Origin of the sequence: Pseudoalteromonas sp. A25, assembly GCF_009176705.1 — a bacterium.
In the GTDB taxonomy this organism is placed as follows: Bacteria; Pseudomonadota; Gammaproteobacteria; order Enterobacterales; family Alteromonadaceae; genus Pseudoalteromonas.
Map to the genome: position 1 here is coordinate 1236434 of NZ_AP021846.1, position 21167 is coordinate 1257600.

At 40.7% G+C, this 21167-nt stretch carries 20 protein-coding genes; 11 read left to right on the top strand and 9 right to left on the bottom strand.

Annotated elements, in window-relative coordinates; genetic code table 11:
- The first annotated feature begins 192 nt into the window (after window positions 1-192).
- From GDK41_RS05535 to GDK41_RS05565, 7 genes are all read left to right on the top strand, one after another.
- Window positions 193-1104 (top strand): flagellin N-terminal helical domain-containing protein, encoded by a 912-nt coding sequence (locus GDK41_RS05535; protein WP_152085466.1) that lies wholly within the window; start codon window positions 193-195, stop codon window positions 1102-1104.
- Window positions 1105-1534: 430 nt separating this feature from the next.
- The gene (locus tag GDK41_RS05540) at window positions 1535-2446 is read left to right on the top strand and encodes a flagellin N-terminal helical domain-containing protein (RefSeq protein WP_152085468.1); all 912 of its coding nucleotides are present in this window, start codon (window positions 1535-1537) and stop codon (window positions 2444-2446) included.
- A gap of 99 nt (window positions 2447-2545) precedes the next feature.
- Window positions 2546-2980, top strand: coding sequence for a flagellar protein FlaG (locus GDK41_RS05545; RefSeq protein WP_152085469.1), 435 nt, complete (start codon window positions 2546-2548; stop codon window positions 2978-2980).
- A 36-nt stretch (window positions 2981-3016) separates the two neighbouring features.
- A complete protein-coding gene (gene fliD, locus GDK41_RS05550; RefSeq protein ID WP_152085470.1) occupies window positions 3017-4432 on the top strand; it encodes a flagellar filament capping protein FliD in 1416 nt (471 codons plus the stop codon).
- A 9-nt stretch (window positions 4433-4441) separates the two neighbouring features.
- Window positions 4442-4861, top strand: coding sequence for a flagellar export chaperone FliS (fliS, locus tag GDK41_RS05555; protein WP_152085471.1), 420 nt, complete (start codon window positions 4442-4444; stop codon window positions 4859-4861).
- A gap of 2 nt (window positions 4862-4863) precedes the next feature.
- A complete protein-coding gene (locus tag GDK41_RS05560; RefSeq protein WP_152085472.1) occupies window positions 4864-5208 on the top strand; it encodes a hypothetical protein in 345 nt (114 codons plus the stop codon).
- Between the two features lie 334 nt (window positions 5209-5542).
- Window positions 5543-7654: a motility associated factor glycosyltransferase family protein gene (locus tag GDK41_RS05565; RefSeq protein ID WP_152085473.1), complete on the top strand. Its 2112-nt coding sequence runs from the start codon at window positions 5543-5545 to the stop codon at window positions 7652-7654.
- Here GDK41_RS05565 and GDK41_RS05570 read toward each other — a convergent pair.
- Complete coding sequence (locus GDK41_RS05570; protein ID WP_172971557.1) at window positions 7651-8292, bottom strand: GNAT family N-acetyltransferase; 642 nt, start codon at window positions 8290-8292, stop codon at window positions 7651-7653. The genes GDK41_RS05565 and GDK41_RS05570 overlap by 4 nt on opposite strands.
- Window positions 8293-8585: 293 nt before the next feature.
- Between GDK41_RS05570 and GDK41_RS05575 the strand changes: the two genes are divergently transcribed.
- Genes GDK41_RS05575 through GDK41_RS05585 form a run of 3 tightly spaced genes read left to right on the top strand, consistent with a single transcriptional unit; the run spans window position 8586 to window position 11546 of the window.
- Window positions 8586-9257 carry a class I SAM-dependent methyltransferase gene (locus GDK41_RS05575; protein WP_152085475.1) on the top strand — a complete coding sequence of 224 codons (672 nt, stop codon included), beginning with the start codon at window positions 8586-8588 and terminating at the stop codon, window positions 9255-9257.
- On the top strand, window positions 9233-10585 hold the full coding sequence (locus GDK41_RS05580) for an NAD(P)/FAD-dependent oxidoreductase (RefSeq protein WP_152085476.1): 1353 nt from the start codon (window positions 9233-9235) through the stop codon (window positions 10583-10585). The genes GDK41_RS05575 and GDK41_RS05580 overlap by 25 nt, the downstream gene beginning before the upstream one ends.
- Window positions 10578-11546 carry a GNAT family N-acetyltransferase gene (locus GDK41_RS05585; RefSeq protein ID WP_152085477.1) on the top strand — a complete coding sequence of 323 codons (969 nt, stop codon included), beginning with the start codon at window positions 10578-10580 and terminating at the stop codon, window positions 11544-11546. Before GDK41_RS05580 ends, GDK41_RS05585 begins: the two co-directional genes overlap by 8 nt.
- On the opposite strand, the gene GDK41_RS05590 is transcribed toward GDK41_RS05585, so the two are convergent.
- Window positions 11543-12823: a DUF4910 domain-containing protein gene (locus GDK41_RS05590; RefSeq protein WP_152085478.1), complete on the bottom strand. Its 1281-nt coding sequence runs from the start codon at window positions 12821-12823 to the stop codon at window positions 11543-11545. The genes GDK41_RS05585 and GDK41_RS05590 overlap by 4 nt on opposite strands.
- 1 nt (window position 12824) lies before the next feature.
- Window positions 12825-13898: a pseudaminic acid synthase gene (gene pseI, locus GDK41_RS05595; protein WP_152085479.1), complete on the bottom strand. Its 1074-nt coding sequence runs from the start codon at window positions 13896-13898 to the stop codon at window positions 12825-12827.
- Between the two features lie 263 nt (window positions 13899-14161).
- Between pseI and GDK41_RS05600 the strand changes: the two genes are divergently transcribed.
- Complete coding sequence (locus GDK41_RS05600) at window positions 14162-14572, top strand: hypothetical protein (protein ID WP_152085480.1); 411 nt, start codon at window positions 14162-14164, stop codon at window positions 14570-14572.
- On the opposite strand, the gene pseG is transcribed toward GDK41_RS05600, so the two are convergent.
- The 6 genes from pseG to pseB are packed head-to-tail and all read right to left on the bottom strand — an operon-like array spanning window position 14573 to window position 21167.
- Window positions 14573-16090: a UDP-2,4-diacetamido-2,4,6-trideoxy-beta-L-altropyranose hydrolase gene (gene pseG / locus GDK41_RS05605; protein ID WP_152085481.1), complete on the bottom strand. Its 1518-nt coding sequence runs from the start codon at window positions 16088-16090 to the stop codon at window positions 14573-14575.
- On the bottom strand, window positions 16090-17370 hold the full coding sequence (locus tag GDK41_RS05610; RefSeq protein WP_152085482.1) for an aspartate aminotransferase family protein: 1281 nt from the start codon (window positions 17368-17370) through the stop codon (window positions 16090-16092). Before GDK41_RS05610 ends, pseG begins: the two co-directional genes overlap by 1 nt.
- Window positions 17367-18125, bottom strand: coding sequence for a cytidylyltransferase domain-containing protein (locus GDK41_RS05615; protein ID WP_152085483.1), 759 nt, complete (start codon window positions 18123-18125; stop codon window positions 17367-17369). The genes GDK41_RS05610 and GDK41_RS05615 overlap by 4 nt, the downstream gene beginning before the upstream one ends.
- A gap of 26 nt (window positions 18126-18151) precedes the next feature.
- Entirely contained in the window at window positions 18152-19027 is an 876-nt protein-coding gene (locus tag GDK41_RS05620; RefSeq protein WP_152085484.1) for an aldo/keto reductase, read from the bottom strand.
- Window positions 19024-20169 (bottom strand): UDP-4-amino-4,6-dideoxy-N-acetyl-beta-L-altrosamine transaminase, encoded by a 1146-nt coding sequence (gene pseC / locus GDK41_RS05625; protein ID WP_152085485.1) that lies wholly within the window; start codon window positions 20167-20169, stop codon window positions 19024-19026. The genes GDK41_RS05620 and pseC overlap by 4 nt, the downstream gene beginning before the upstream one ends.
- Window positions 20166-21167, bottom strand: a complete 1002-nt coding sequence (gene pseB / locus GDK41_RS05630) for a UDP-N-acetylglucosamine 4,6-dehydratase (inverting) (protein ID WP_152085486.1) — start codon at window positions 21165-21167, stop codon at window positions 20166-20168. Before pseB ends, pseC begins: the two co-directional genes overlap by 4 nt.

The following is a 21167-nucleotide window of genomic DNA, read 5'->3' on the forward strand; positions in this document are numbered from 1 at the left end:
AAAACTGTCTTTTTAACTGTTTAATAATTTAAATTATTAAAAACAACGAATTAAAATTAATTATAAAAAAGTGCTAAAGGATTTTCTGTGCAGCCCGATAACTTAAGTATCCAAGCTGGTGAGTAAAAAACACTCAAACAGCCAAAGAACAAAGTTTAGCGTAAACACAGGGTTTACCTTAGGAGAATCATTATGGCACTTTATGTAAATACCAACATATCAAGCTTAAATGCGCAAAGACAGTTGATGAACTCAGGTAATACCCTTGATACAGCATTCCAACGTCTTTCATCAGGTCTTCGTATTAACAGTGCAAAAGACGATGCGGCAGGTTTACAAATATCAGACCGTTTAACGAGTCAGATAAATGGCTTAGAGCAGGGTAACCGAAATGCGAACGACGGCATTTCATTGGCGCAAACCGCAGAAGGTGCGTTGGATGAAATGACGGGCATGTATCAGCGTATTCGTACTTTGGCGGCGCAAGCGGCGAATGGTTCAAATACGCAGTCAGACCGAGCCGCTTTGCAGTTAGAGGCAAGACAGCTTGGTGAAGAAATGAACCGTATTGCGGCAGATACCACGTTTGGTGGCACAAACTTACTGGATGGTAGTTATAGTGCAGAGTTTCAGGTTGGTGCGGATGCAAACCAAACAATTAGTATGACGATGACAGCCATTGAAGCGGCGACAGGTGGTGCGATTTCAGTAAACAGTTTTGCAGTGAGTGACTTGGCAGCAGCGGCGAGTAACGTGTCGGGTGTGAGTGCGGGTGCAGATACGGCGTTTGCCTCAGCCAGTGGCCTATCATTTACATCGGTTGGTGAGGCGCAGGATGTTTTAGCGGCTGTTGATGCAATGATAGGGGCGATTGATGCGAAGCGTGCTCAGTTAGGTGCGGTTCAAAACCGATTCTCATCGACTATCCGTAACCAAACGAACATCATTGAAAATGTATCGGCAGCGCGTTCACGTATTAAAGATGCAGACTTTGCGACAGAAACGGCGACGTTAACCAAAGCGCAGATTTTACAGCAGGCCAGTAGTACAATTTTGTCTCAGGCTAACCAGCGTCCGCAGTCAGCTTTATCGCTACTAGGGTAATGTTTGGAAAAGGTGACTATTTAGCTTTTAATAGTCACCTCTCGATGTTCGGCGTTGTTTTAAACTTCTACTTCTACTTCTACTTCTACTTCTACTTCTTCTTCTTCCATACTGTACTGACTTTTTTCAAGTTGCATTTACAGCCTGTTTTTATGTTTCTGTTAAACTGATTTTCTCCTTATTTCGGTGCGATAAAAGAAAAATTCGAGTGAAAATATATATTTTTCAGGTGTTTATAGTTTGCTTTGGAAAAATTGTTATTTTTTTCTAAAGAAAGTATTTACTCTGCCGATACAACAAATGAGGCAATCCATTTGCTATCAGAAATGTAATAAATGGCTTGATATCTTTTTGTATTCATTCGGGCGTTTACAAAATGAGTTCAGTTCAAGCCAAGAGTTTATTACTTAATTAATGACAGGAGGCTATTATGGCTATTTATGTTAATACTAATGTTTCGAGCTTAAATGCTCAAAGACAGCTAAGCAAATCAGGTAATACGCTCGATGAAGCATTTCAGCGTTTATCGTCAGGTATGCGGATCAACAGCGCAAAAGATGATGCTGCTGGTATGCAAATTTCGAATCGATTGACAGGTCAAATTAATGGCTTAACGCAGGGTAACCGTAACGCGAATGATGGTATTTCTCTTGCTCAAACTGCAGAGGGTGCATTAGATGAGATGACGGGTATGTACCAGCGTATTCGTACTTTAGCGGCTCAGGCGGCAAATGGTTCAAATACGCAATCAGACCGTGCAGCGCTGCAGTTAGAAGCGAGGCAGTTAGGCGAGGAAATGAATCGTATCTCTGCGGATACAACGTTTGGTGGCACAAACTTACTAGACGGCAGTTATAGTTCTGAGTTTCAAGTGGGTGCCGATGCTAATCAAACCATTAGCTTGACAATGACAGCTATCGAAGCTGCAACTGGTGGTTCTATTTCTGTAAACAGTTTTGCTGTTAGTGATTTAGCGGCAGCGGCGAGTAATGTCTCGGGTGTGAGTGCGGGGGCAGATACGGCGTTTGCCTCAGCCAGTGGTTTATCATTCACATCGGTAGGTGAGGCACAGGATGTTTTAGCTGCTGTTGATGCGATGATAGGGGCGATTGATGCGAAGCGAGCGCAGTTAGGTGCGGTTCAAAACCGTTTCTCATCAACGATTCGAAATCAAACCAATATCATCGAGAATGTTTCTTCTGCTCGTTCGCGTATCCAAGATGCGGATTTTGCAACAGAGACCGCAAAGCTAACGAAAGCTCAGATCTTGCAACAAGCAAGTTCGTCTATTTTGAGTCAGGCAAATCAGCGCCCGCAAACAGCGCTTTCATTACTTGGCTAGGTATAGCAAACTTGACATGCTATATTTGTAAGGGGAGAGCGGTATTCGATAATCGTTTTGATTACCGCCTTTCCTCAGAAAGTAAGATAGGAGAGTATTATGTCTTCTAGTATAGGTACAAATGACGCCTTAGTATTCGAACAGAAACGTAGTTTTAGCACGATGCCGGAGCAGGAAAGAAAGCAGCCTGTTGAAAAGGCGACTCAAGGTTTTAGAGAAGATGCCGATAAGGATTTGTCTGGAGACAATAAGGATATTACCCAAAAGAGTGAGTTAGATAAACCTTCACTGTCAGAAAGCTTAAACAAGCTTTTTGGTGATGAATTAGGCGGTTCACTTCTACAGTCACGCGCTCTAGAGTTTTCTGTTGGCGAATATGAAGGTCAGACAGTTGTTAAAGTGGTTGACAAGGAAAATAAGAGTGTCATCCGTCAGATTCCTTCTGAGGAATTTATAAAAATGGCACAACGAATTGATTCGTTGTCTGATGAAATGCAAAAAGCACGAGGTGTGCTTTTGGATAAAAAAGCTTAAATAGTTAGGCTTTAGTTTTGGTTTTTGGAGGTTTATATGGCATCGATTACATCTGCGGGAGTTGGCTCGGGACTGGACCTCGAAGCAATTATAAGCGCGACTCTGGATGCTGAAAATGCACCTAAAGTTGCTAGATTCGATAAAAAAGAATCTACTCTTAAAGTCCAACTTACGGCTTTGGGACAAATTAAGTCTGACTTAAGTACTTTTGAATCTTCGTTAGATATTCTCAAAGATATCTCTAACTTTAATAAGCGTAAAACGTCGGTAACACAGCCTGCAGGCGGAGATATTATTTCTGTAACCTCTCAAAGCACTGCAACTGAAGGTTCATTTAACGTCGCCGTCAAGCAATTGGCGCAAGGAAGTCGTGCTGTTCAGTCTGATGCTAGTGCATACACTGCAACAACAGATGTTGTAACTGCATCAGGTGGGACATTGTCATTTGCTGCGGGTGGTAAAACGTTCGATATAACTTTGGCGGCAGGCGCTACCCTAGCAGATTTAAGAACTGCAATAAATGAAAGCGGAGACAATTTTGGCGTTTCTGCAAATATCATTAACACGGGTAGCCAATCTAAGCTTGTTTTTACGTCTTCCGAGACTGGTGCTGGCAACGATTTAGTTGTTACGAACAATACAGCTGAGTTAGACAAGGTGTCTACGCAAGCCAACGGTGGTGGGGCTGGCGGTATGGTTATTGATCCCACGAAAGATGCGGCTCAAAATGCAATTATAGAAATCGATGGTATTGAAGTTAGTAGTGCGACCAATACGTTTGAAAATGCTATTCAAGACTCAACAATTACGGTGCTTAAAAAAAGCCCCGCAGATCCAAATGATGCTACAAAACTGCTAACTGCAGGGCTTAACATTGATACGGATAAAGAGTTTGTAAAAGAAACTTTGAACAAGTTCGTTGAAAGTTACAACGCCCTTATGAAGACGCTCAATACGATGGTTACAGCTAAAACTGTAGATGCTACCGCGAGGGGTCTTAGAGATACACTGGTTAACCAACTTAGTTCTTCCGTATCTGGAGCAGGCAATCTGCAGACTATATTTGACGCTGGTTTAAGCCTTGAAAAAAATAGTAAGCTTGAAGTGAAAAACTCTGGTGTGAATACATTAGATGAGGTGTTGAACGAATCATACGATGATATTGGCAAGCTTTTTGCAGGTGTTGGAGGTGTAGCAGAAACGCTTAGTGGGACTGTTGATTTATATTTAAAGGCGGGCGGTTTAATCTCCGATCAAAAAGATGCGTTGGAGAGTGATAAGCGAGCATTGGCTGATGATCGAGAGCGGCATACATATAGAATGCAAGTTTATGAATCGAGGCTCAGAGAGAAGTATGCGTCTTTAGATGTTCTTGTTGCGGGGCTTCGTAGTCAGGGCAACGCTATCTCAGCATCATTAAGCAATTTACCTGGTTTTGTAAAAAGTAAGTAGGGTTTTCATATGGCAAACGCATATTCAAGAGCTTATCAAAAAGAGAGTGTTAAATCTCGCCTAGCAGGGGCAGATTCTTACACTATTATATCGATGCTAATGCAAGGCGCATTAGAGCGCCTTGCACGTGGTAAAGGTTGTATCGAAAGAAACGACCTTGCGGGCAAGTCAGAGCACTTGTCTAAAGCGTCCTCTATCATTTTGGCGTTGATGGAATCTTTGGATCATTCTGAAGGTCAAGAGGTTACCCAGAATTTGGCTAGTCTTTATGAATACATGAATGGCAGAATCACAGACGCTAGTATAGAAAAGTCGGTTGAACCTCTTGTAGAGGTTATGACTTTAATGAGCGAGATTAAAGGCGCCTGGGAAGCAATTCCACGCGATGAAGTTGAAAAAGCATTGTCTATGCAAATGCAAAGGGGCTAAATGTGCCTCATAGCAACTTCGAGCATTTATTAAAGAATATTGAAGAACTTAACAAGGCCTTTATCGATGTTGTAGAGCGTTTTGAGCAAAATGATGACTCTGATATTTTCGAGGAAATAAATAGCACTTCCCAGCTTCGCAGCAAAACAATCAACAAGTTACTGTCAATTAGTGACGAACTGACCACAGAACAGTTGGTTGAAAAAAAAGCAATTCTAGAAGAGGTGATGGTGCAGGACGAGCATTTTATCTCTCTGTTTTTAGATAAAAAAGAAGAAGTCAAAAACGAGCTCATGACAATAAAGAAAAGAGGTAAGGGCATTCAAGCTTATAAAAAAGCCACCTAGTAGCATAAAGCGAGCTTTTTGTTTCGGTCGTATTGTCTTAGCTTAGTCTATTTAACCTCATTTGTTCGCAAACAAATCTTCGCTCATCAGTTCATGCTAAGCTAGTGCAATATTTTATTAGTCATTATTTTGGCCTGAAATTTGCTTCATAACTTATAATATTGGTTAGGCCTAACATGGTTGGGCAAGGTTTGTTTGTACCCAGTATATACAATTGTTTGTTTAAATTTGTTAACTTGCAAGCTTGAATTAAAATTATACTCATGAACAAATAGCGCCTTACCCTGATTATTTTATTCGTACAGACTAGATTCTTTTAAAGGTTATTACACTCATGTCTACGCAGTCCGAAATCGATGCAATAGTTGCTGTTGCAGAAGCTCAAGTAAACAAGTTAGCTCAGAAAAATGAATTAGAGAAAAAGTTAGCTAAAGCAATGCCAGCTAAGTTTGAGGAAAATATTCAAGCTTTTGAAAAATATTTACCCAAGATAGCTGAAGAGTTTTATCATTTTAAACCAAATAATCTTCAACTATTTTGTGCGGAGTCTGGAGATTTAAATATCTTTCAAGATGGTACTGCGCTATATGGTGAAGACCCTCGAAAGCAATCATATGATCAAGTTCAAAAAGTAAAAGAAAAGCCTAAACTTACATCAATGTCATTTAGCCAAAATAAGAATGAAGTTAACGACTTTATTCATACTAAGTATGTTGCTCAAATGTACAATGTGTATTTGGATGCTAAGGAAAAGTATGAGCCGATGACACGAGTGCCCTCTCATCTCGGTTCTGCTGTCATTTTCGGTATTGGTTTAGGTTATCATTTCAGACCCTTACTTGAAGATGTGACGATTGATCATCTTTATATTTGTGAGCCTAACCGAGAAATGTTTTATGCAAGCTTGTTTAGTTGTGACTGGAAGTATGTGTTGGAAACAATAGATGAGCGTGATGGGAATGTCGTTTTCAATATTGGTGTTGAATATGAGCAGTTTACCATTGACTTTTTGAATGAGTTAAAAGATAAGGGATTGTTCAATTCAGTTAACTCTTTATTGTACCAACACTATCCATCTGAAAAATTAACTAAGCTTTTGAAACGATTTGAAAGAGATTTCTTCTTATTGGCCGCAGGTTGGGGATTTTTTGATGATGGTGTTATCAGCATTGCACATGAATATGGTAATGCTAAAAGACAGATCCCGCTGTTACGTAAAGACGCTAAACTGCCTAAAGTTTATGCGAATATGCCTGTGTTTATTGTTGCAAATGGACCGTCTCTCGATGAGACACTTGAAACGATTAAATCTTATCAGGGCCAAGCTATTATTTTTAGCTGTGGTTCAGCAATTACGACTCTATTAAAGCAAGATATTATTCCTGATTTCCATGTTGCTTTAGAAAGGGCAAAAGTAAGCTTTGACTTCCTTCGAGAGTTTTGTGATGAAGAAAAACTGAAAAAGGTGAATTTTTTAACCACTACAGTAATGTACCCTGATTGCTCCGACTTGTTTGAGTGGACAGGTATGTCGTTAAAGAATGCGGAGCCCTCAACTACAATAGTAAGCGACTATATTGATCGTGGCAGAACGTTTGCTCAGATGCGCTATTGTAATCCGCAGGTGGCCAATACAGCGTTGGCTTTTGCATGCTATATGGGCTTTGAGGAAATATATCTATTCGGTGTTGATGGTGGATATAAAGACCCTACACACCATCATTCAAAGCACAGTGTTTACTATAAAGATGATGGTAACGAAAAAGAAACTCTGGGTAACTATATCAGACAGGGTGAGTTACAAGTTGAAGGTAACTTTGGTGGAGTAGTTTACAGCCCTGTATTTTATAATACAGGGAGAGTTTATTTAGAAAAAGCATTGGCAGCATTTAAAAGGGTGAATTGTTTTAATTGCTCTGATGGTGCAAAGATAGAAAACACCCAGCCGTTGCGTTGTTATGATATTTTATTAGCACCAGTTCAACCTAAAAAAAGTGAGATGATCAGCTTTATTAAAAACGAACTTTTTGTAGAACGCCAATTTAATGAAGAGGAGTTTGTAACTTGGGTTGCATACAGTAAATTCAACGAGATTGTGGATACTATGGTTGAATTTGTCGACAAAGAGTTTACATCTCGAGCTGAGTTGGCCAAGGCTTTGAAGGAGCAGGTCCGATACCTATTTTCTCATTCACAAACAGCTGCAAGACACATTTACTTTCTTTTGGAAGGGACTATGACTTATACGCACTCAATTTTTAGGATGATGCTATATGGATTCGAGGACGAGCAAAAGAGCGTAGAGGTTACAATGCAAGCGATTGACATATTTAAAGAATATATGAGTGAGGCTAAGAAGAAATATGCACGTGTACTAGAGGAAGTAGACAAGCATGATAGTTCACTTCTTAGTATGTTCAAAGATGAGGAAATCAAGCGAAATTAACCTTTTAAAGGGGCTTGTCGTAATTGTTGGTATTCATCAGCGAGAATACCAACAATGATATGGTCGACTCTATGGCCTTCATTGTTTACACATTTCTGTTTAATACGGCCCTCCACTTTATAGCCATTTTTTGCAAGTACTCGTGATGAGCCAACGTGGCCATCATAATATCCTGCATATAACTTAACGATATCTCCTTGAGTAAAACTAAAGTGTGTTACTCCATGAACTGCTTCTGTAGCGTAACCAACCCCTTGGGCCTCCGGATGTCCTATCACAAAAGATATATCGGCAGCCTTGTGATGCATATCGATTGTACCTAAGGTGACTGTTCCAACAAGTCTGCTGCCGTTTTTATCGAATACCCCAAAGTGCATTGACGTTTTCACCTGTTTAAGTTTTGACTCGATATACTCCGTAACTGTGCGTTTGGTTTGAGGTGTAAACCTTACTTCTAAGTATCGATTAATGTTTGGGTTATTTAACCAGTTGACATATTCATCCGTTATGTCCAAAACCTGTATTTCTCTCAATAATAGCCTGCTCGTTTTGATAATTGGTAGCATTTGATTTCGAAGTTCAATGCTTACGTTCTTTCGAATAATTTTTGGATCAGGTGAGAGTGCCTCTAATGTCATCAGGTGAGCCATCTTATTTTGGATGCTGCGATTTTCAAAGTTTAGTCTGTGTTGTAAGGCATTTCAATACTATACACTATTGATTTATTTTAAATTTCCGGTGGGCGCGTCTTGTGTAATGCTATCACTTCATAATAATATCAAAGTCATAAAAAAGAATTTGAATCGTATCGTATAGAGAATTTTCAGGTACATTGAATATTTATATCAACTGGGTCATTTCTCACTACTACTGTAATTTATACTAGATTTAAAGTTACAGTAATTTATTAAGTCTTCAAAAAGGTTACAGAATGAGCAAACAAAATTGGCAACAAATCTATAGCAGAGGAGAGCAACTAAATCTTTATCCGTATGATTTTATTGTGTCTAACTTTTTCTATATTCGATCTTCTCTTTCTTCTGACCAACAATTAAGTGTTCTTGATTTAGGATGTGGAGGAGGAAACCATAGTTTATTTTGCGCTGAAAACGGTGCGAAAGTGTTGGCTGCAGACTATTCACGAGCCGCATTAGATGTGGTTAATACGCGAGCTAAAGAAAGGCACTTAGATGGTTTAATTACTACTGCTCAAGTGGATTTTGATGATTTTACTCTACCCGATATGAAGTTTGATCTAGTTATTGATAGGTTAAGTGTGACGAATATTTCAGGGGGACATGCTCGCTTGCTCTATCAAAAGTTGCATGGCTACTTGAACGAGGGAGCAATTGTTTTAAGCTGCATGTTTTCAAAGGGTCATACTCATAAGGATTTTGGATACTATGACGAAGAAAAAGACATTTGGCTTGGTTTTAGTGATGGGATATTTGAGCCATTACTAGCTGCAAACTTTTATGACCGAGAAGCAATAGAGCAGATTTTTTCTGGCTACAAGCTAAAGAGTTTGAAATTGGAGTCCGATAAAGAGTTAGTTGCAGATAAAGGGTGTATGGAAGTATGGAAAATCGTAGCTCAAAAGTAGCTCAATATGATGCGTTGGTTGTTGGAGGTGGCTTTAAGGGAATGATGGCGGCCTATGGTTTGAGCAAACAAGGAAAATCTGTTGCAATAGTTGAAGCTACTAGCGAATTAGGTGGCTTTTTATCACCATTGGTTTGGAAAGGTGCTGAGTTAGACAAGGGCCCTCAGTTATTAAATGGTATAACTGAGCCCCAAAAAACTGTGCTGGATGATATTATGTCTGGCTATGAACCGCTTAGTGAGGTTGAATCATCTTATGCGAGTTATTGGAATGAGAAGTTGACAGAAGGGTTCGCTATTCCCGATTACAGAGCGTTGCCAGTTGCGCAGAAGTCTCTGGTGCTGTATGAATCTCTGCACCAACAATCGCAAAGTGATAAACAGTTCGAAACGATTTCTGAAGAATTTTTAGAGCATAGTCCACATAGTCTAGAGTTTTTTCAGAATTGGTGTCGTAAGTTTTTAAATACAGACGCTAGTGAGTTATCACCTATTAATAAAAGCTTTGTTACATTTTTTGGTCGTAAACTGCTTTTAGATAATGAATTGAGCCTTGAACTTAAAACGATGCCTTTATTAGATAATGTGCTCGCCGCTGAAAAAATAAGTGCTAATTTTCAAACTCACAATTTATACCCAAAGGGCCGGCATCTCGGTTATTTTCGTGAAGCGTTTGTCTCAAAATTATCTGACTTAGGTGTGAAGTCGTTACTTAATAGTAGGCTTGTTAAGGTTAAGAATACTGAGGTGGGACTAAATGCAACTATTGAAGGCGAACAGGGAAGCGTTGAGCTTGAGGTAGACAATGTTTTCTTTACTGGCACAATTGAATCAACAGAAGAGTTATTACTCGGTACTAATGCGCTGGCTAAGTGCATTAAACCTGTTTCTCAGGTTTTTTATTATGCCGAGTTAAAACAGCATCAAGATCTGCCCTTCTATACAATGAATTATAGTGATGACTCCATAGCACGTGTTACCTATTTTAGCGGCTACACTGCAGATAGCGAAAACGGCAACCCGATTATCTGTGTAGAAGTCCCCGCCAGTAAAGACTCTTCGATTTGGCTTGACCCAGACACACACTTTACTCAAGTTAAGAAAGAGCTCTTAGCTATGGGAATCGGAATGGTTGTAGATTATAAAGCCTTTAAAGTGCCAAGTACGTATCGTTTGGTGCTAAAGGGGTACGAAGATGTGTTAGCTAACATGCAAGAAAAAGTATTGGCGCAATATGGTTCTCGCGTCACAATTCTAACGCCACATTTACTAACGAGAGCATCAATCATGAGTGATTTGTCTGCGGCAGGAGTATTGCAGATTGATTAGTGATCTTAAGCTTGTTTTATGTGATAGCGTGTCAATGTGGGAAGAGTTGTTGACGAACTCACCACAAGGGACGAGATATGCATCACCTGCAGTGATAAATGCACTAGGCTGTGAGGTAGACAACTGGCTAGTATTGAACAAAAACCAAATAGTTGCAGGTGTACCAGTGATCACTTCAAATAGAGCCTCTCACGGGCTACCTATGCATTCTTATTATATTGGTTTGATGTATCACAAAGATATTTACAAGGGTAAAGAGAATAGAAAAACTGAATGTGAAATCGCAATCAGTGAATTCGTTATGGATGAGCTGTCAAAAGTATATGATTGTGTAGAATTTAGCTTACACCATAGTATTAGCGATGTAAGAGGGTTTGATTGGTTTAATTACCACTCTCCTGAAAATGGTCGCGCTAAGATTTCGCCGCAGTACACAGCCATTTCAAATCTCCAGCCGCTTTCTGATATAAGAGCGCAAGCACGCAGTTCTCGTCGTCGAGAAGAGGGGTATGCTAAAACACGTGAAGGCCTTCATTTCTTCATGAATGGTACAGCAGAAGAGTTAGTTGAACTATATAGACAAACTTTTGTGCGCCAGTCTCTAGAAGTCAGTGAAAGCGAGTTACAAGTAACAATGCAGTTTGCTTCATATCTCTTGTCGCAACAACTCGGTGAAATTGCTGTAGTACGAGATGGTGCGGGGGCAGCCCAAGCTGCAGGGCTGCTATTTTATGACCTGTCAGGATTTGTTCATATACCAGTAGTTGGTACGCTAGAGACAAAGTATGGTGGTACATTGTTATACTTTCAAATGATGGAATATGCTGCAAATAAAGGCTTTGAGTACATGGATTTTAATGGCGCAAACTCACCTAGCCGAGGCTATTTCAAGCATAGCGTGGGTGCGAAAGCGCAGCTGTTCTTTCATGTAAGTTGGCAAAAGCCTGTAAACTCAAATTAGTTAGCTTTAATGAGCAGCCCTTCTTGTTTGAGATTAGCAATAATGTCATAAAGGTCCCAAATTGGGACCTGAATTTTTTGGGCAATCTCTAGTGTCGATAATGAGCCATCACAATAACTGATGAAGTTCATCATATTGCTGACTATTTGATTACTTTGTTTGGTACTTAAATTAGGATACAGACCGCGTTTACCCAATTGTGGTTCACACATCACTGTTAATTTAAGTACTTCATTGTGTTCAATGATTTCTAGACATTTTCTAATCGCTTCATAGCCGCCTTCTAGACCTTTTGGGGTAACCAAAGTTAAATCATCTAAAGACGTATGATATTCTGGGTAGCGGTTATATTTAGTTCGCATGATACTGGCGATGGGTAGGTCAATTCCTGGTGCACAATACCTGCGTTCGTCACTACCACTCTCAAAAAATGGGTATGTTTTGTAGTTGGGAGCAATGTGTCCAAGAACATGTCGCGCAATCATGTCGGAGAGGGTGTTTTCAGCTCGGGAAGGGATATATGAATAATCTCGCTCGTCCCCCACGCATGTTACGTTATAGCCTGCAAAAACTCGCTGCTTCATGGTATCAGCATGTTGACTTAGGTAAGTTAACGAACCTATGGTTTCAGGAATGAAAATAATGCGGTAGCTATAATTTAAATTTTCTTGACTTAATAACCACTTGGCTAAAAAAGTGGTTACGGTGGGTCCGGAAAGTTCATTATTAGCTAAAGAGGGGTGACACACATAGGTAGACAAAAAGACCTCTTTTTCAGACTTCCCTGGGATCAAAAGCTCTGCGTAAGTTAGATGACCCTCTTTTAACTCTGAATCAATAACAACGTGATACTCGCCATCAATTAGCTGCTCAAACTGTGAGTGGGTCAAGCAAAACCCCCAATGGGGTGAGTAGTATGAAGTGATATAAGGAATTGCATTAGGTTGATCTGGCAAAGTGTATAAATGTTTTTTCAACTCGCTCAAGGGTAGCTTTTGATCTATAGGTATCGAATAGCCAACAACATGTAAGTTACTGACTTTAAAATCTATAATTTTTTTTCCATTTGGGTCAATAACATACGCATCTTTAATATTCCACTCTTTTGGTACAGTCCAGTCGAAACACTGTGTACCTGTTGGTACTTCAAAGGTCTGAAGTTGCGGTAAATGCTGTTTGATAATCTTTAGTGTTTGTCGCACCCCATTACCAGTTATGCTGCGGCAGATTGGCCACAACTCGCTAGCTAAATTATGAATTTCTCTTCCGATCGTCATTTTAATTGCCTTTTTTTGTCTTCGAGTTCTCGCATAGCTCCCAACTCATAGGGGTACCAGCACTAATATTCTCAGCAGCCAGCTTTCCTAGTAGATGTTTATAGTGCTTGGGTGGCAGTCCAAACCCTGGGCGTATGCGTCGAATATTGTTTTCACTGAATACCTCTCCTTTTTTTATATCTTTGACAACATAAATCGAGCGTCTGAACTGGAGGTTAGCTGATTCAGCATCTTTAAGTTCATAATTGGCTTGCCCTAGCGCTTGCCAAGCGGACTTGGTTGTCTCACATAAATCTTTCAGTTCGTTTGGTTCTAAAGAAAATGCAGCATCGGGGCCGCCATCAGAGCGCTTTAACGTAAAGTGTTTTTCTATCACAACAGCGCCAAGTGCCGTTGCAACCGATGCAGCCGTAGTACCTAGCGTATGGTCAGATAATCCTACCAGCAAATCAAAGTCGTTTTGTAACTGCTGTATTGTTCTTAAATTTGATTGGGCAATTGGCGTTGGATAGCCACTTATACAGTGAAGAATAATGATATTTTGGTTGCCGTGTTGCTTTGCTACGTCGATAGCGCTGGCGATATCTTCGTAGTTTGCCATGCCGGTAGACATGATCAGAGGCTTTTTAGTCTTCGCGACTTTTGCAATTAGAGGGTGATCAACCAGTTCAAAAGAGGCGATTTTATATGCTGGGGCATTGAGAGATTCAAGTAAGTCAACCGCACTCTCGTCAAATGGAGAGCTAAATAAGGTGATCCCAATAGCTTTAGCATAGTCAAACAACGTTTTATGCCACTCCCAAGGAGTATGTGCCCACTCATAAAGTTGATATAGGTTTTTTCCATCCCAAAGGCCACCTTCGATGCGAAAATCAGGTTTATCGCAATCTATTGTCATGGTATCGGCTGTGTATGTTTGCATTTTGACCGCATGTGCACCGGAGTCTTTTGCAACTTGAATTAACTGCTTGGCGCGGTTGATATCACCGTTATGGTTTCCTGATATTTCGGCAATAATGTAAGGCTCGGTGGCATTACTTATGCATATGTTATCTATCGTGATGTCTTTGGGCATAGTACTTAAATATTCTAAATTCAATCTGTTAAAGTGTATCTTACTTTTTGATTAGATTCATTTTTTGAAGCATGTTTAGGTATGATAAAAGCGTTGGTTTATTAACTTTTTATCCACGCAAGCTGTTTGCCAGTTTTATAAAAACGCTATATGCTAGACGGTAACATATTATTTTTATAGTAATTTTAGACCCAAAATTAATAATAGGGTGCTTAGTTACAGTAACAGCCATTAAGGCTAACTATTTTGATAAGTTGAATACTATGACGCAAATACAACAGCTTAACCAATTAATGTCAGACTCGGTTCAAGATGCCATTACTTACATTGAAAATGTGAGTGAGCAAAAAGTTGAGCTTAATGTTGAAGGTTTAAAACAACTTGATTTGACACTAGACGAGCTTGCCAAAGAGCACCAGCAAAGCGCTTTAGACAATAAAACTTTGTTCACTGTTAGCACCATGTTTGGTGCATTCATCGGTGAGTTGTTTAAAGGTCAACGAGGTGGTGAATGGTTTTTGGATGATTCAGACCCGGCGGCACCTTTTATTGTCCTTAACTATGCGGGCAAGTCATATCCGTTCGCTTCAGTGTGTTTTGAGAAAATTGTAAATAATGCTGATATCAGCGTTTGCAAATATTTTGAATTAGCGCTTGAAAATAAAAGTAAGTAATTACTCGTTTTCTAAAATAAAAAGGTCTTTTGCTACTTTTTTAAATCCTGCCTTTGAAAATAATGCTTGAGACGCATGGTTGTCTGGGTGTACGGTCGCCAAAATAGGTCGTGTTTTAAATTGTGGCTCGATAGCAGCAATAGCCTTTGCTGCTATGCCTCTACCTTGCTGCGTTGGGCAAGTGAGGATGGATATTTCGTACTGCGTTTGCTGAAGGTCAAGTCTTAACATACCAACTGGTTTTTCACATTCCTCTGACCAACGTTCTGTAATAATAAATAGATGCCTATCTGAGTTTTTCATTACAGTGTCAAACCAAGCACTGTGTTCAGCATAAGTGATTTGATGGTTGGTTCTAGCATATTGTCTAACGCTTTTTTGGGACTGCCATTTAAACAATAGCGCTTTGTCTGCCATTGTTGCAGGACGCAGATATATGCTAGATAGGTTTAATGCTGTGACCGCTCTTTTCACCCCATTACCATCGCAGCACATAGCTGACTGCTTACACATAGCTCGGTAGGTGTCGGGTGAGTTGATAAGGGAGTTCAGAGCATTTTTGATGTCTAATCCAGTACTTGAAGATACTCGACCTAAGTTGACCACAGCGCCACGATCTGCAAGTTTTTTTAATACAAGCGATTGATTGTCTGCCAGTTCAATAGCCAGCGTAGGTAGCCCTTGACTACAGCGCTCCCAAGCCGAAGAGCCACTGGCTCCGATGGCAATATCTGCTGTATACATTAACTCGGCCATGTTATTTGCATCAGCATGCACTGTAAGCCAAGAATATTGATGTTGCAGTTGGTAATATTGTGCAATCGCTCTACTGTTGTTAGAAACCACTAAAGATACCTTGAGTGGTTCAGGGCGCATTTGATTTATATCTATTACTGCATCTATCGCTTGTAAATTCAATTCAACAGCGTCAGAGCCACCGAGTGCAATAAGTACACTTTCTATTTGCTGTGTTGTTTTGCGCTTAGCGAGGGCTTTATTGCGCCATTGGGCAAATTCTTCGCGCAGCAACATAAATGGTTGACCAACGAGTAATGTGCACTTCGCTGGTACAAGCTTGGTATAGCGTTTATCGCTTGCATCGAGTGTTTGATCGAGTAAGAAATCGCATTGATGGGGGCGGTCAGCTAGGTCGTCAATAACTAAAATCTTTTCACAGGTTTTTTGGATTGCGCAGCTATACCAAGGTGTACTGATACGATAACTGTCTACAATCAACAAATGCACGTGTTGTTCTAACGCTTGAGCTGTTTTGGTTGAATCGTTACTTAACCAATCCTCCTCATCATCGGGGTGAGGAATTGTCGTCAGCGCAAATTCGTATTCGCTAAGCTTGGCTATGTAAGTATCATTAATAGTCGCGCAGATAAAATGAATTTGATGGTCAATATCAGCTTTTGTTAAATCATTTTTTACGCCTATAGCCAAGGCTAAGCAACGCATAAAATGACCGGCTCCAATTGTTGCGTCTACATCAACTCTAATTGCTATATTAAACATTACCTAACCTTAAATACGCTCTGTAAAAGCTCTCCATCAAAGTGCTTTTGGAAACTGTGCGTTTCTACACAGTTGAGCAGAGCAGGAATGACTTCCTCATATGCACTTAGCAGGGCTTGGATATGGTGCGCCTTATGCGCAAAGCTTAAGTTATGACTGGCATTAACTAATATGCCCCGTTTAGCCATCTCTTGAATAAATAATGAGCGCAGTTGCAGTGCGCTGTAGCCACTGTACTCATGGATGTGAATAAACGACCAGCTCGGGTGACCAGATACACTGAACAATGCTTGTGCACCAAATTGTTGTATTAACTCAGTTAAGCCATTGATAAGTAATGTACCCATGTGCTCGATGTGTGCAATGACTTGATGTTGTTCAATTTTATTAATGGTAGCGAGGGTAGCAGCCAAAGACATCGCTTCTCCGGCAAAGGTACCTGAGAAGAATATATCGTTCATCAGTGCCATTATCTCGGCCTTACCACACACCACAGAAATCGGGTAGCCATTGGCAAGCCCTTTACCAAAAGTTGCCAAATGTGGTGTTACGCCAAACAAGGTTTGGGCGCCACCAATGTGAAAACGAAAACCGGTAATAGTTTCATCAAAAATGAGTACCGCACCATATTGCTCACACAGTTCTTTGACTTGTTGCAAGTAACCGGCTTTCGGGGCGGTTACATTCATTGGCTCCATAATTACCGCTGCGACAGCATGTTGCTGTAACACAGTTTCAAGGGAGTCTAGGTCGTTGTATTGAAACGGATGGGTGAGTTCTTGCGTTGATTTTGGCACACCTAAATTTCGAGAGGTACTGCCGATGTACCAATCTTGCCAGCCGTGATAGCCGCACACTGCGATATGCTCTTTAGCGGTGTAAGCTCGCGCTAACCGTATCGCAGCTGATGTGGCATCGCTGCCGTTTTTGGCAAAGCGAACTTGCTCTGCACATGGGATGAGCTCACAGATTTTTTCTGCGACTTCTGCTTCTATTGGATGAGATAAAGAGAATGAAACACCTGATTGCATTTGTGCTAATACGGCTTTGTCAATGTCTTGATCGCAGTAGCCGATAGAAATAGCCAATAGCCCATTTACAAAGTCAATATACTCATTGCCATCTACATCGGTGACATAGCAACCATTACCTTTAGTTAAAAATAATGGCGCTGCGCCTTTTGGGAAAGCCATTTGGCTTTTACTAAAAGTTTGTGCGCCCAGAGGAATATATTGTTGAGCGTTTTCTAAGTGTTGTTTGGATTGTTGGTAGCGGCTCATTGCTCATTATCTCCTGCTGCGTTGCTTTGTAACGCTTCGTTTCTAATAAAGTGTTCGTTAACTGATAGCCAGTTTGGGTGCTTTGCCAGTAAAGAGAGTGTGCTATTCAAACTAAAATTATTATCAACGCTATATAGTGTTTCATAGATTTTTTTTATTAACTGAAAGTCTTCAGGGTGATCTACAGTCAGTCTGTACTGCGGTATTTTACTCGGCGCGTCGAAGTTGCAGCACTTGAACATGGTTTTATGTGTTAAAAAATACGGCGTTACATGCTCTCGTTGATGGGGCGATGTGGCTTCATTATTTGCCTGTTGCAGCGCGGCGGTGCGCATAACCTCTACATCTAACCCGTCTGGATACATGGCAGGGTGGCAATTACTCGTATAATCGGCGTTTTGTTGGATGTGCTTTGTGACAATGCTATCAACTAAAAGGCTGTCGACCAAAGGGCAGTCGGCAGTGATCCTGACAATATGATCTGATGGATACTTTTCGCTTGCGGCAAAAAAGCGCCCTAACACATCATCTAACGACCCTCTAAAACAATGAATACTGTGGTTTTGACATAATGTTGCTATGGCATCATCAGAGGAACCATCACTTGTCAAAACAACAATGTTGCTCAGAGTTTTGGCATGTCTTAAACGTTCAACAATATGCAACAGCATGGGTTTACCTAAGATATCTTTCAATACCTTTCCTGGTAACCGAGTTGATGACATTCTAGCTTGAATAAACGCAGTAACTTTCATTGTGTTCTCAATAGACAAAGCAGATATTATTTTATCGGCCAGTTTGCTGGGTTGATGAGGGCTAAATCGTGAAATTTGAGTTCACTTAATTGCTCAGATGTTAAGTTGTCGAGCTGTTGGGCTTTAGTGTAGTGATGACATACTTGCTCTAGTTGAAGTTTGGAACAGACGCCCAGTACAGCTTTATCAATAAAATCAAAATTTTGAATGAGGGATAATGCCAGTGTCATAGGATGGCAACTGAGTTGATCACATACCCTATGAAACTTCTCAAAAGCAGCATGAAATGGGGTAAAGCTACTTGGTAAGTCACTTATATCACTCAGTAAAGTACCTTGTAAAAACAACGAACGCGTATGTACCTCTATGTTGTACTTATTGTAAATTTGTCGACAGTTAGGCTGCGCAAAGCGCTGGTCAAAGCAGTTTAATGGTACTTGCACAATATCGATAGTGAACCGTTCGCAGATCTGTAACAATTGCTCAGGTGAATAAACAGAAACGCCAATTTTCTGGCATATACCTTGCTCTTTCAGTGATAAGGCTTTTTCATAGTGTTCATCTGCACGTTCATTTAATAGATCATCAGCATTGTGAAAGAGCAGGGCATATAAACGGTGATTAGCTAAACGATGTAGGCTTTGTTTAGCTATGTTCTCAATTTTTTCGCAACTGTTTGCAAGGCTTGGGAGCTTACTGACAACCGCAAAGTTGCAGAGCTTGTCATATTGGCCAAGAACCTCTTCGCTATTGCCATACGCTGCGGCGGTGTCTAGCATGCTGATCCCCTGATGGCGGGCATAATCTAGTATGTCTTTAACCTCGCTTTTTGGTACTTGACCAAACGAGTTAGTTACGCCGTAGTTGAGACCGAATTGAACAGTACCGAGTGCTAATTTCATAAACAGGCTTTCAGAGTGTCGATAACTTGGTCTTGCTCAGCATGGGTTAAATCAGGATACAGTGGCAGTGTGATAATGGCCTGATAAAATTGCTCTGCATTTTCACAATAACCTTTTTTAAATCCTAAAGACCGATAATAAGGCTGCCAGTAAATAGGGATGTAATGTACGTTCACACCGATACCTTGCTGTCTCATGTGTTCAAATACATCCATGCGCTTAGCTGGGTCATTGAGTAAAATGATAAACAAGTGATAGCTACTCATTGCATTTGGCTGCACCTCGATGCACGTCACAGGCAAGTCTTTCAGCCGCTCCTTGTATCGTGTCGCAAGTAGATTTCTTTGTTGTACGAAACTATCTAGGCGCTTTAACTGGCTACTACCAAGCACAGCTTGCATGTCAGTAAGGCGATAGTTAAAGCCCAAGTCTTGTTGTTCGTAGTACCAACTACCTTGATCATTTTGCAACATTTTATCTGCGTCTTTGGTTATTCCATGACTTCTAAAAAGAGCGAGCTTTTGAGCAAGCGTTTTATCATTGGTGGTTGCAATTCCCCCTTCGCCTGTGGTGATGATTTTGACAGGGTGGAAGCTGAAGATACAGATGTCGCTATATTGGCAGTTCCCGACGGGCGCTTTTTGGTATGTAGCGCCAATAGCATGTGACGCATCTTCTATTACATTGAAGTCATATTGGTTAGCCAATTTGGCAATCTCTTCCATGTTGCATGATTGCCCAGTCAGATGCACGGGGATCACTACTTTTGGTAGGCAGTTCTGTTGTTCTGCCCATTGTAGTTTTTTTCGTAATGCTTCTGTACACATTAGACCGGTGTTTGGCTCCACGTCCACAAAGTCAACATCGGCTTTGCAATATAGTGCGCAGTTACTTGATGCAACAAACGAGATTGGGCTCGTCCAAACATGGTCGCCTTGCTCTACACCAAGTGCTAAGCACGCAATGTGTAAACAAGCTGTCGCATTGCTCGCGGCAACAGCATAGCGCGCGCCGCAGTATGCAGCGATTGATTGTTCAAATTTTGGGACTTGTGGTCCTTGAGTCAAAAAGTCTGAACGCAGTGTGTCTACCACCGCTTGAATATCTTCTTCGCAAATATTTTGTCGACCGTAGGGGATCATTTTTGTGCTAACTCATTAAATTTTTTGATTTCGTCTGCGCTTAAAAAATGCGCGTTATCCCTTGAGTTGTACTCAAACCCAGGTTGCACAGGTTTGCCCTTTTCTCCTAGCGCATTAATGGTGAAATCGTTGCTTCTACTACTAAACTTAATACCAGGCGCGATAACGAAGTGGTCGCTATATTCGTACGTATCGTAACAAAGATCTGCAGGACACATTATTTCATGCAGCTTTTCTCCAGGCCGAATGCCAATCACTTTAAGTGGTAGGTTCGGTGCCATAGATTTTGCTAAATCAGTGATCCGGATGGACGGTATTTTAGGCACAAATATTTCACCGCCAAGCATACGTTCAAAGTTTTTTAATACAAAATCTACGCCTTGTTGAAGAGTGATCCAAAACCGTGTCATGTCTTCATGGGTAATTGGGATATGATCTTTACCTTCATCAATAAATTTTTGAAAAACGGGCACCACAGAGCCTCTTGAGCACACAACATTGCCGTAACGCACGACTGAAAAAGTGGTACGGTGTCCACCTGAGATATTGTTTGCGGCAACGAACAGTTTGTCTGATGCAAGTTTTGTTGCGCCGTATAAATTTATCGGGTTAGCTGCTTTGTCTGTAGAAAGCGCTATGACTTTTTTAACCTCGTTATTTAGGGCTGCATCAATGACGTTTTCAGCGCCAGTAATATTTGTTTTGATACATTCCATGGGATTGTATTCTGCCGCAGGAACTTGCTTGAGCGCAGCTGCATGAATAACGTAGTCAACGCCTCGCATCGCTCTATTGAGGCGGTCTTTGTCTCTAACGTCGCCAATAAAGTAGCGCATACAGTTATCATCAAACTCTTGTTGCATTTCAAACTGTTTTAGCTCATCTCGTGAAAAAATGATTATTTTCTTAGGCTTATAACGGGCTAAGAGTGTTTTGGTATATTTTTTCCCGAATGACCCTGTACCGCCAGTTATAAGAATAGATTTATTATCAAACAT

What these genes read in the sequence shown, in the direction of transcription:
- GDK41_RS05535 (WP_152085466.1), top strand. Translation starts at nt 193, where the DNA reads ATGGCACTTTATGTAAATACCAACATATCAAGCTTAAATGCGCAAAGA.
- GDK41_RS05540 (WP_152085468.1), top strand. Translation starts at nt 1,535, where the DNA reads ATGGCTATTTATGTTAATACTAATGTTTCGAGCTTAAATGCTCAAAGA.
- GDK41_RS05545 (WP_152085469.1), top strand. Translation starts at nt 2,546, where the DNA reads ATGTCTTCTAGTATAGGTACAAATGACGCCTTAGTATTCGAACAGAAA.
- fliD (WP_152085470.1), top strand. Translation starts at nt 3,017, where the DNA reads ATGGCATCGATTACATCTGCGGGAGTTGGCTCGGGACTGGACCTCGAA.
- fliS (WP_152085471.1), top strand. Translation starts at nt 4,442, where the DNA reads ATGGCAAACGCATATTCAAGAGCTTATCAAAAAGAGAGTGTTAAATCT.
- GDK41_RS05565 (WP_152085473.1), top strand. Translation starts at nt 5,543, where the DNA reads ATGTCTACGCAGTCCGAAATCGATGCAATAGTTGCTGTTGCAGAAGCT.
- GDK41_RS05570 (WP_172971557.1), bottom strand. Translation starts at nt 8,292, where the DNA reads ATGACATTAGAGGCACTCTCACCTGATCCAAAAATTATTCGAAAGAAC.
- GDK41_RS05575 (WP_152085475.1), top strand. Translation starts at nt 8,586, where the DNA reads ATGAGCAAACAAAATTGGCAACAAATCTATAGCAGAGGAGAGCAACTA.
- GDK41_RS05580 (WP_152085476.1), top strand. Translation starts at nt 9,233, where the DNA reads ATGGAAAATCGTAGCTCAAAAGTAGCTCAATATGATGCGTTGGTTGTT.
- GDK41_RS05590 (WP_152085478.1), bottom strand. Translation starts at nt 12,823, where the DNA reads ATGACGATCGGAAGAGAAATTCATAATTTAGCTAGCGAGTTGTGGCCA.
- pseI (WP_152085479.1), bottom strand. Translation starts at nt 13,898, where the DNA reads ATGCCCAAAGACATCACGATAGATAACATATGCATAAGTAATGCCACC.
- GDK41_RS05600 (WP_152085480.1), top strand. Translation starts at nt 14,162, where the DNA reads ATGACGCAAATACAACAGCTTAACCAATTAATGTCAGACTCGGTTCAA.
- pseG (WP_152085481.1), bottom strand. Translation starts at nt 16,090, where the DNA reads ATGTTTAATATAGCAATTAGAGTTGATGTAGACGCAACAATTGGAGCC.
- GDK41_RS05610 (WP_152085482.1), bottom strand. Translation starts at nt 17,370, where the DNA reads ATGAGCCGCTACCAACAATCCAAACAACACTTAGAAAACGCTCAACAA.
- GDK41_RS05615 (WP_152085483.1), bottom strand. Translation starts at nt 18,125, where the DNA reads ATGAAAGTTACTGCGTTTATTCAAGCTAGAATGTCATCAACTCGGTTA.
- GDK41_RS05620 (WP_152085484.1), bottom strand. Translation starts at nt 19,027, where the DNA reads ATGAAATTAGCACTCGGTACTGTTCAATTCGGTCTCAACTACGGCGTA.
- pseC (WP_152085485.1), bottom strand. Translation starts at nt 20,169, where the DNA reads ATGATCCCCTACGGTCGACAAAATATTTGCGAAGAAGATATTCAAGCG.
- pseB (WP_152085486.1), bottom strand. Translation starts at nt 21,167, where the DNA reads ATGTTTGATAATAAATCTATTCTTATAACTGGCGGTACAGGGTCATTC.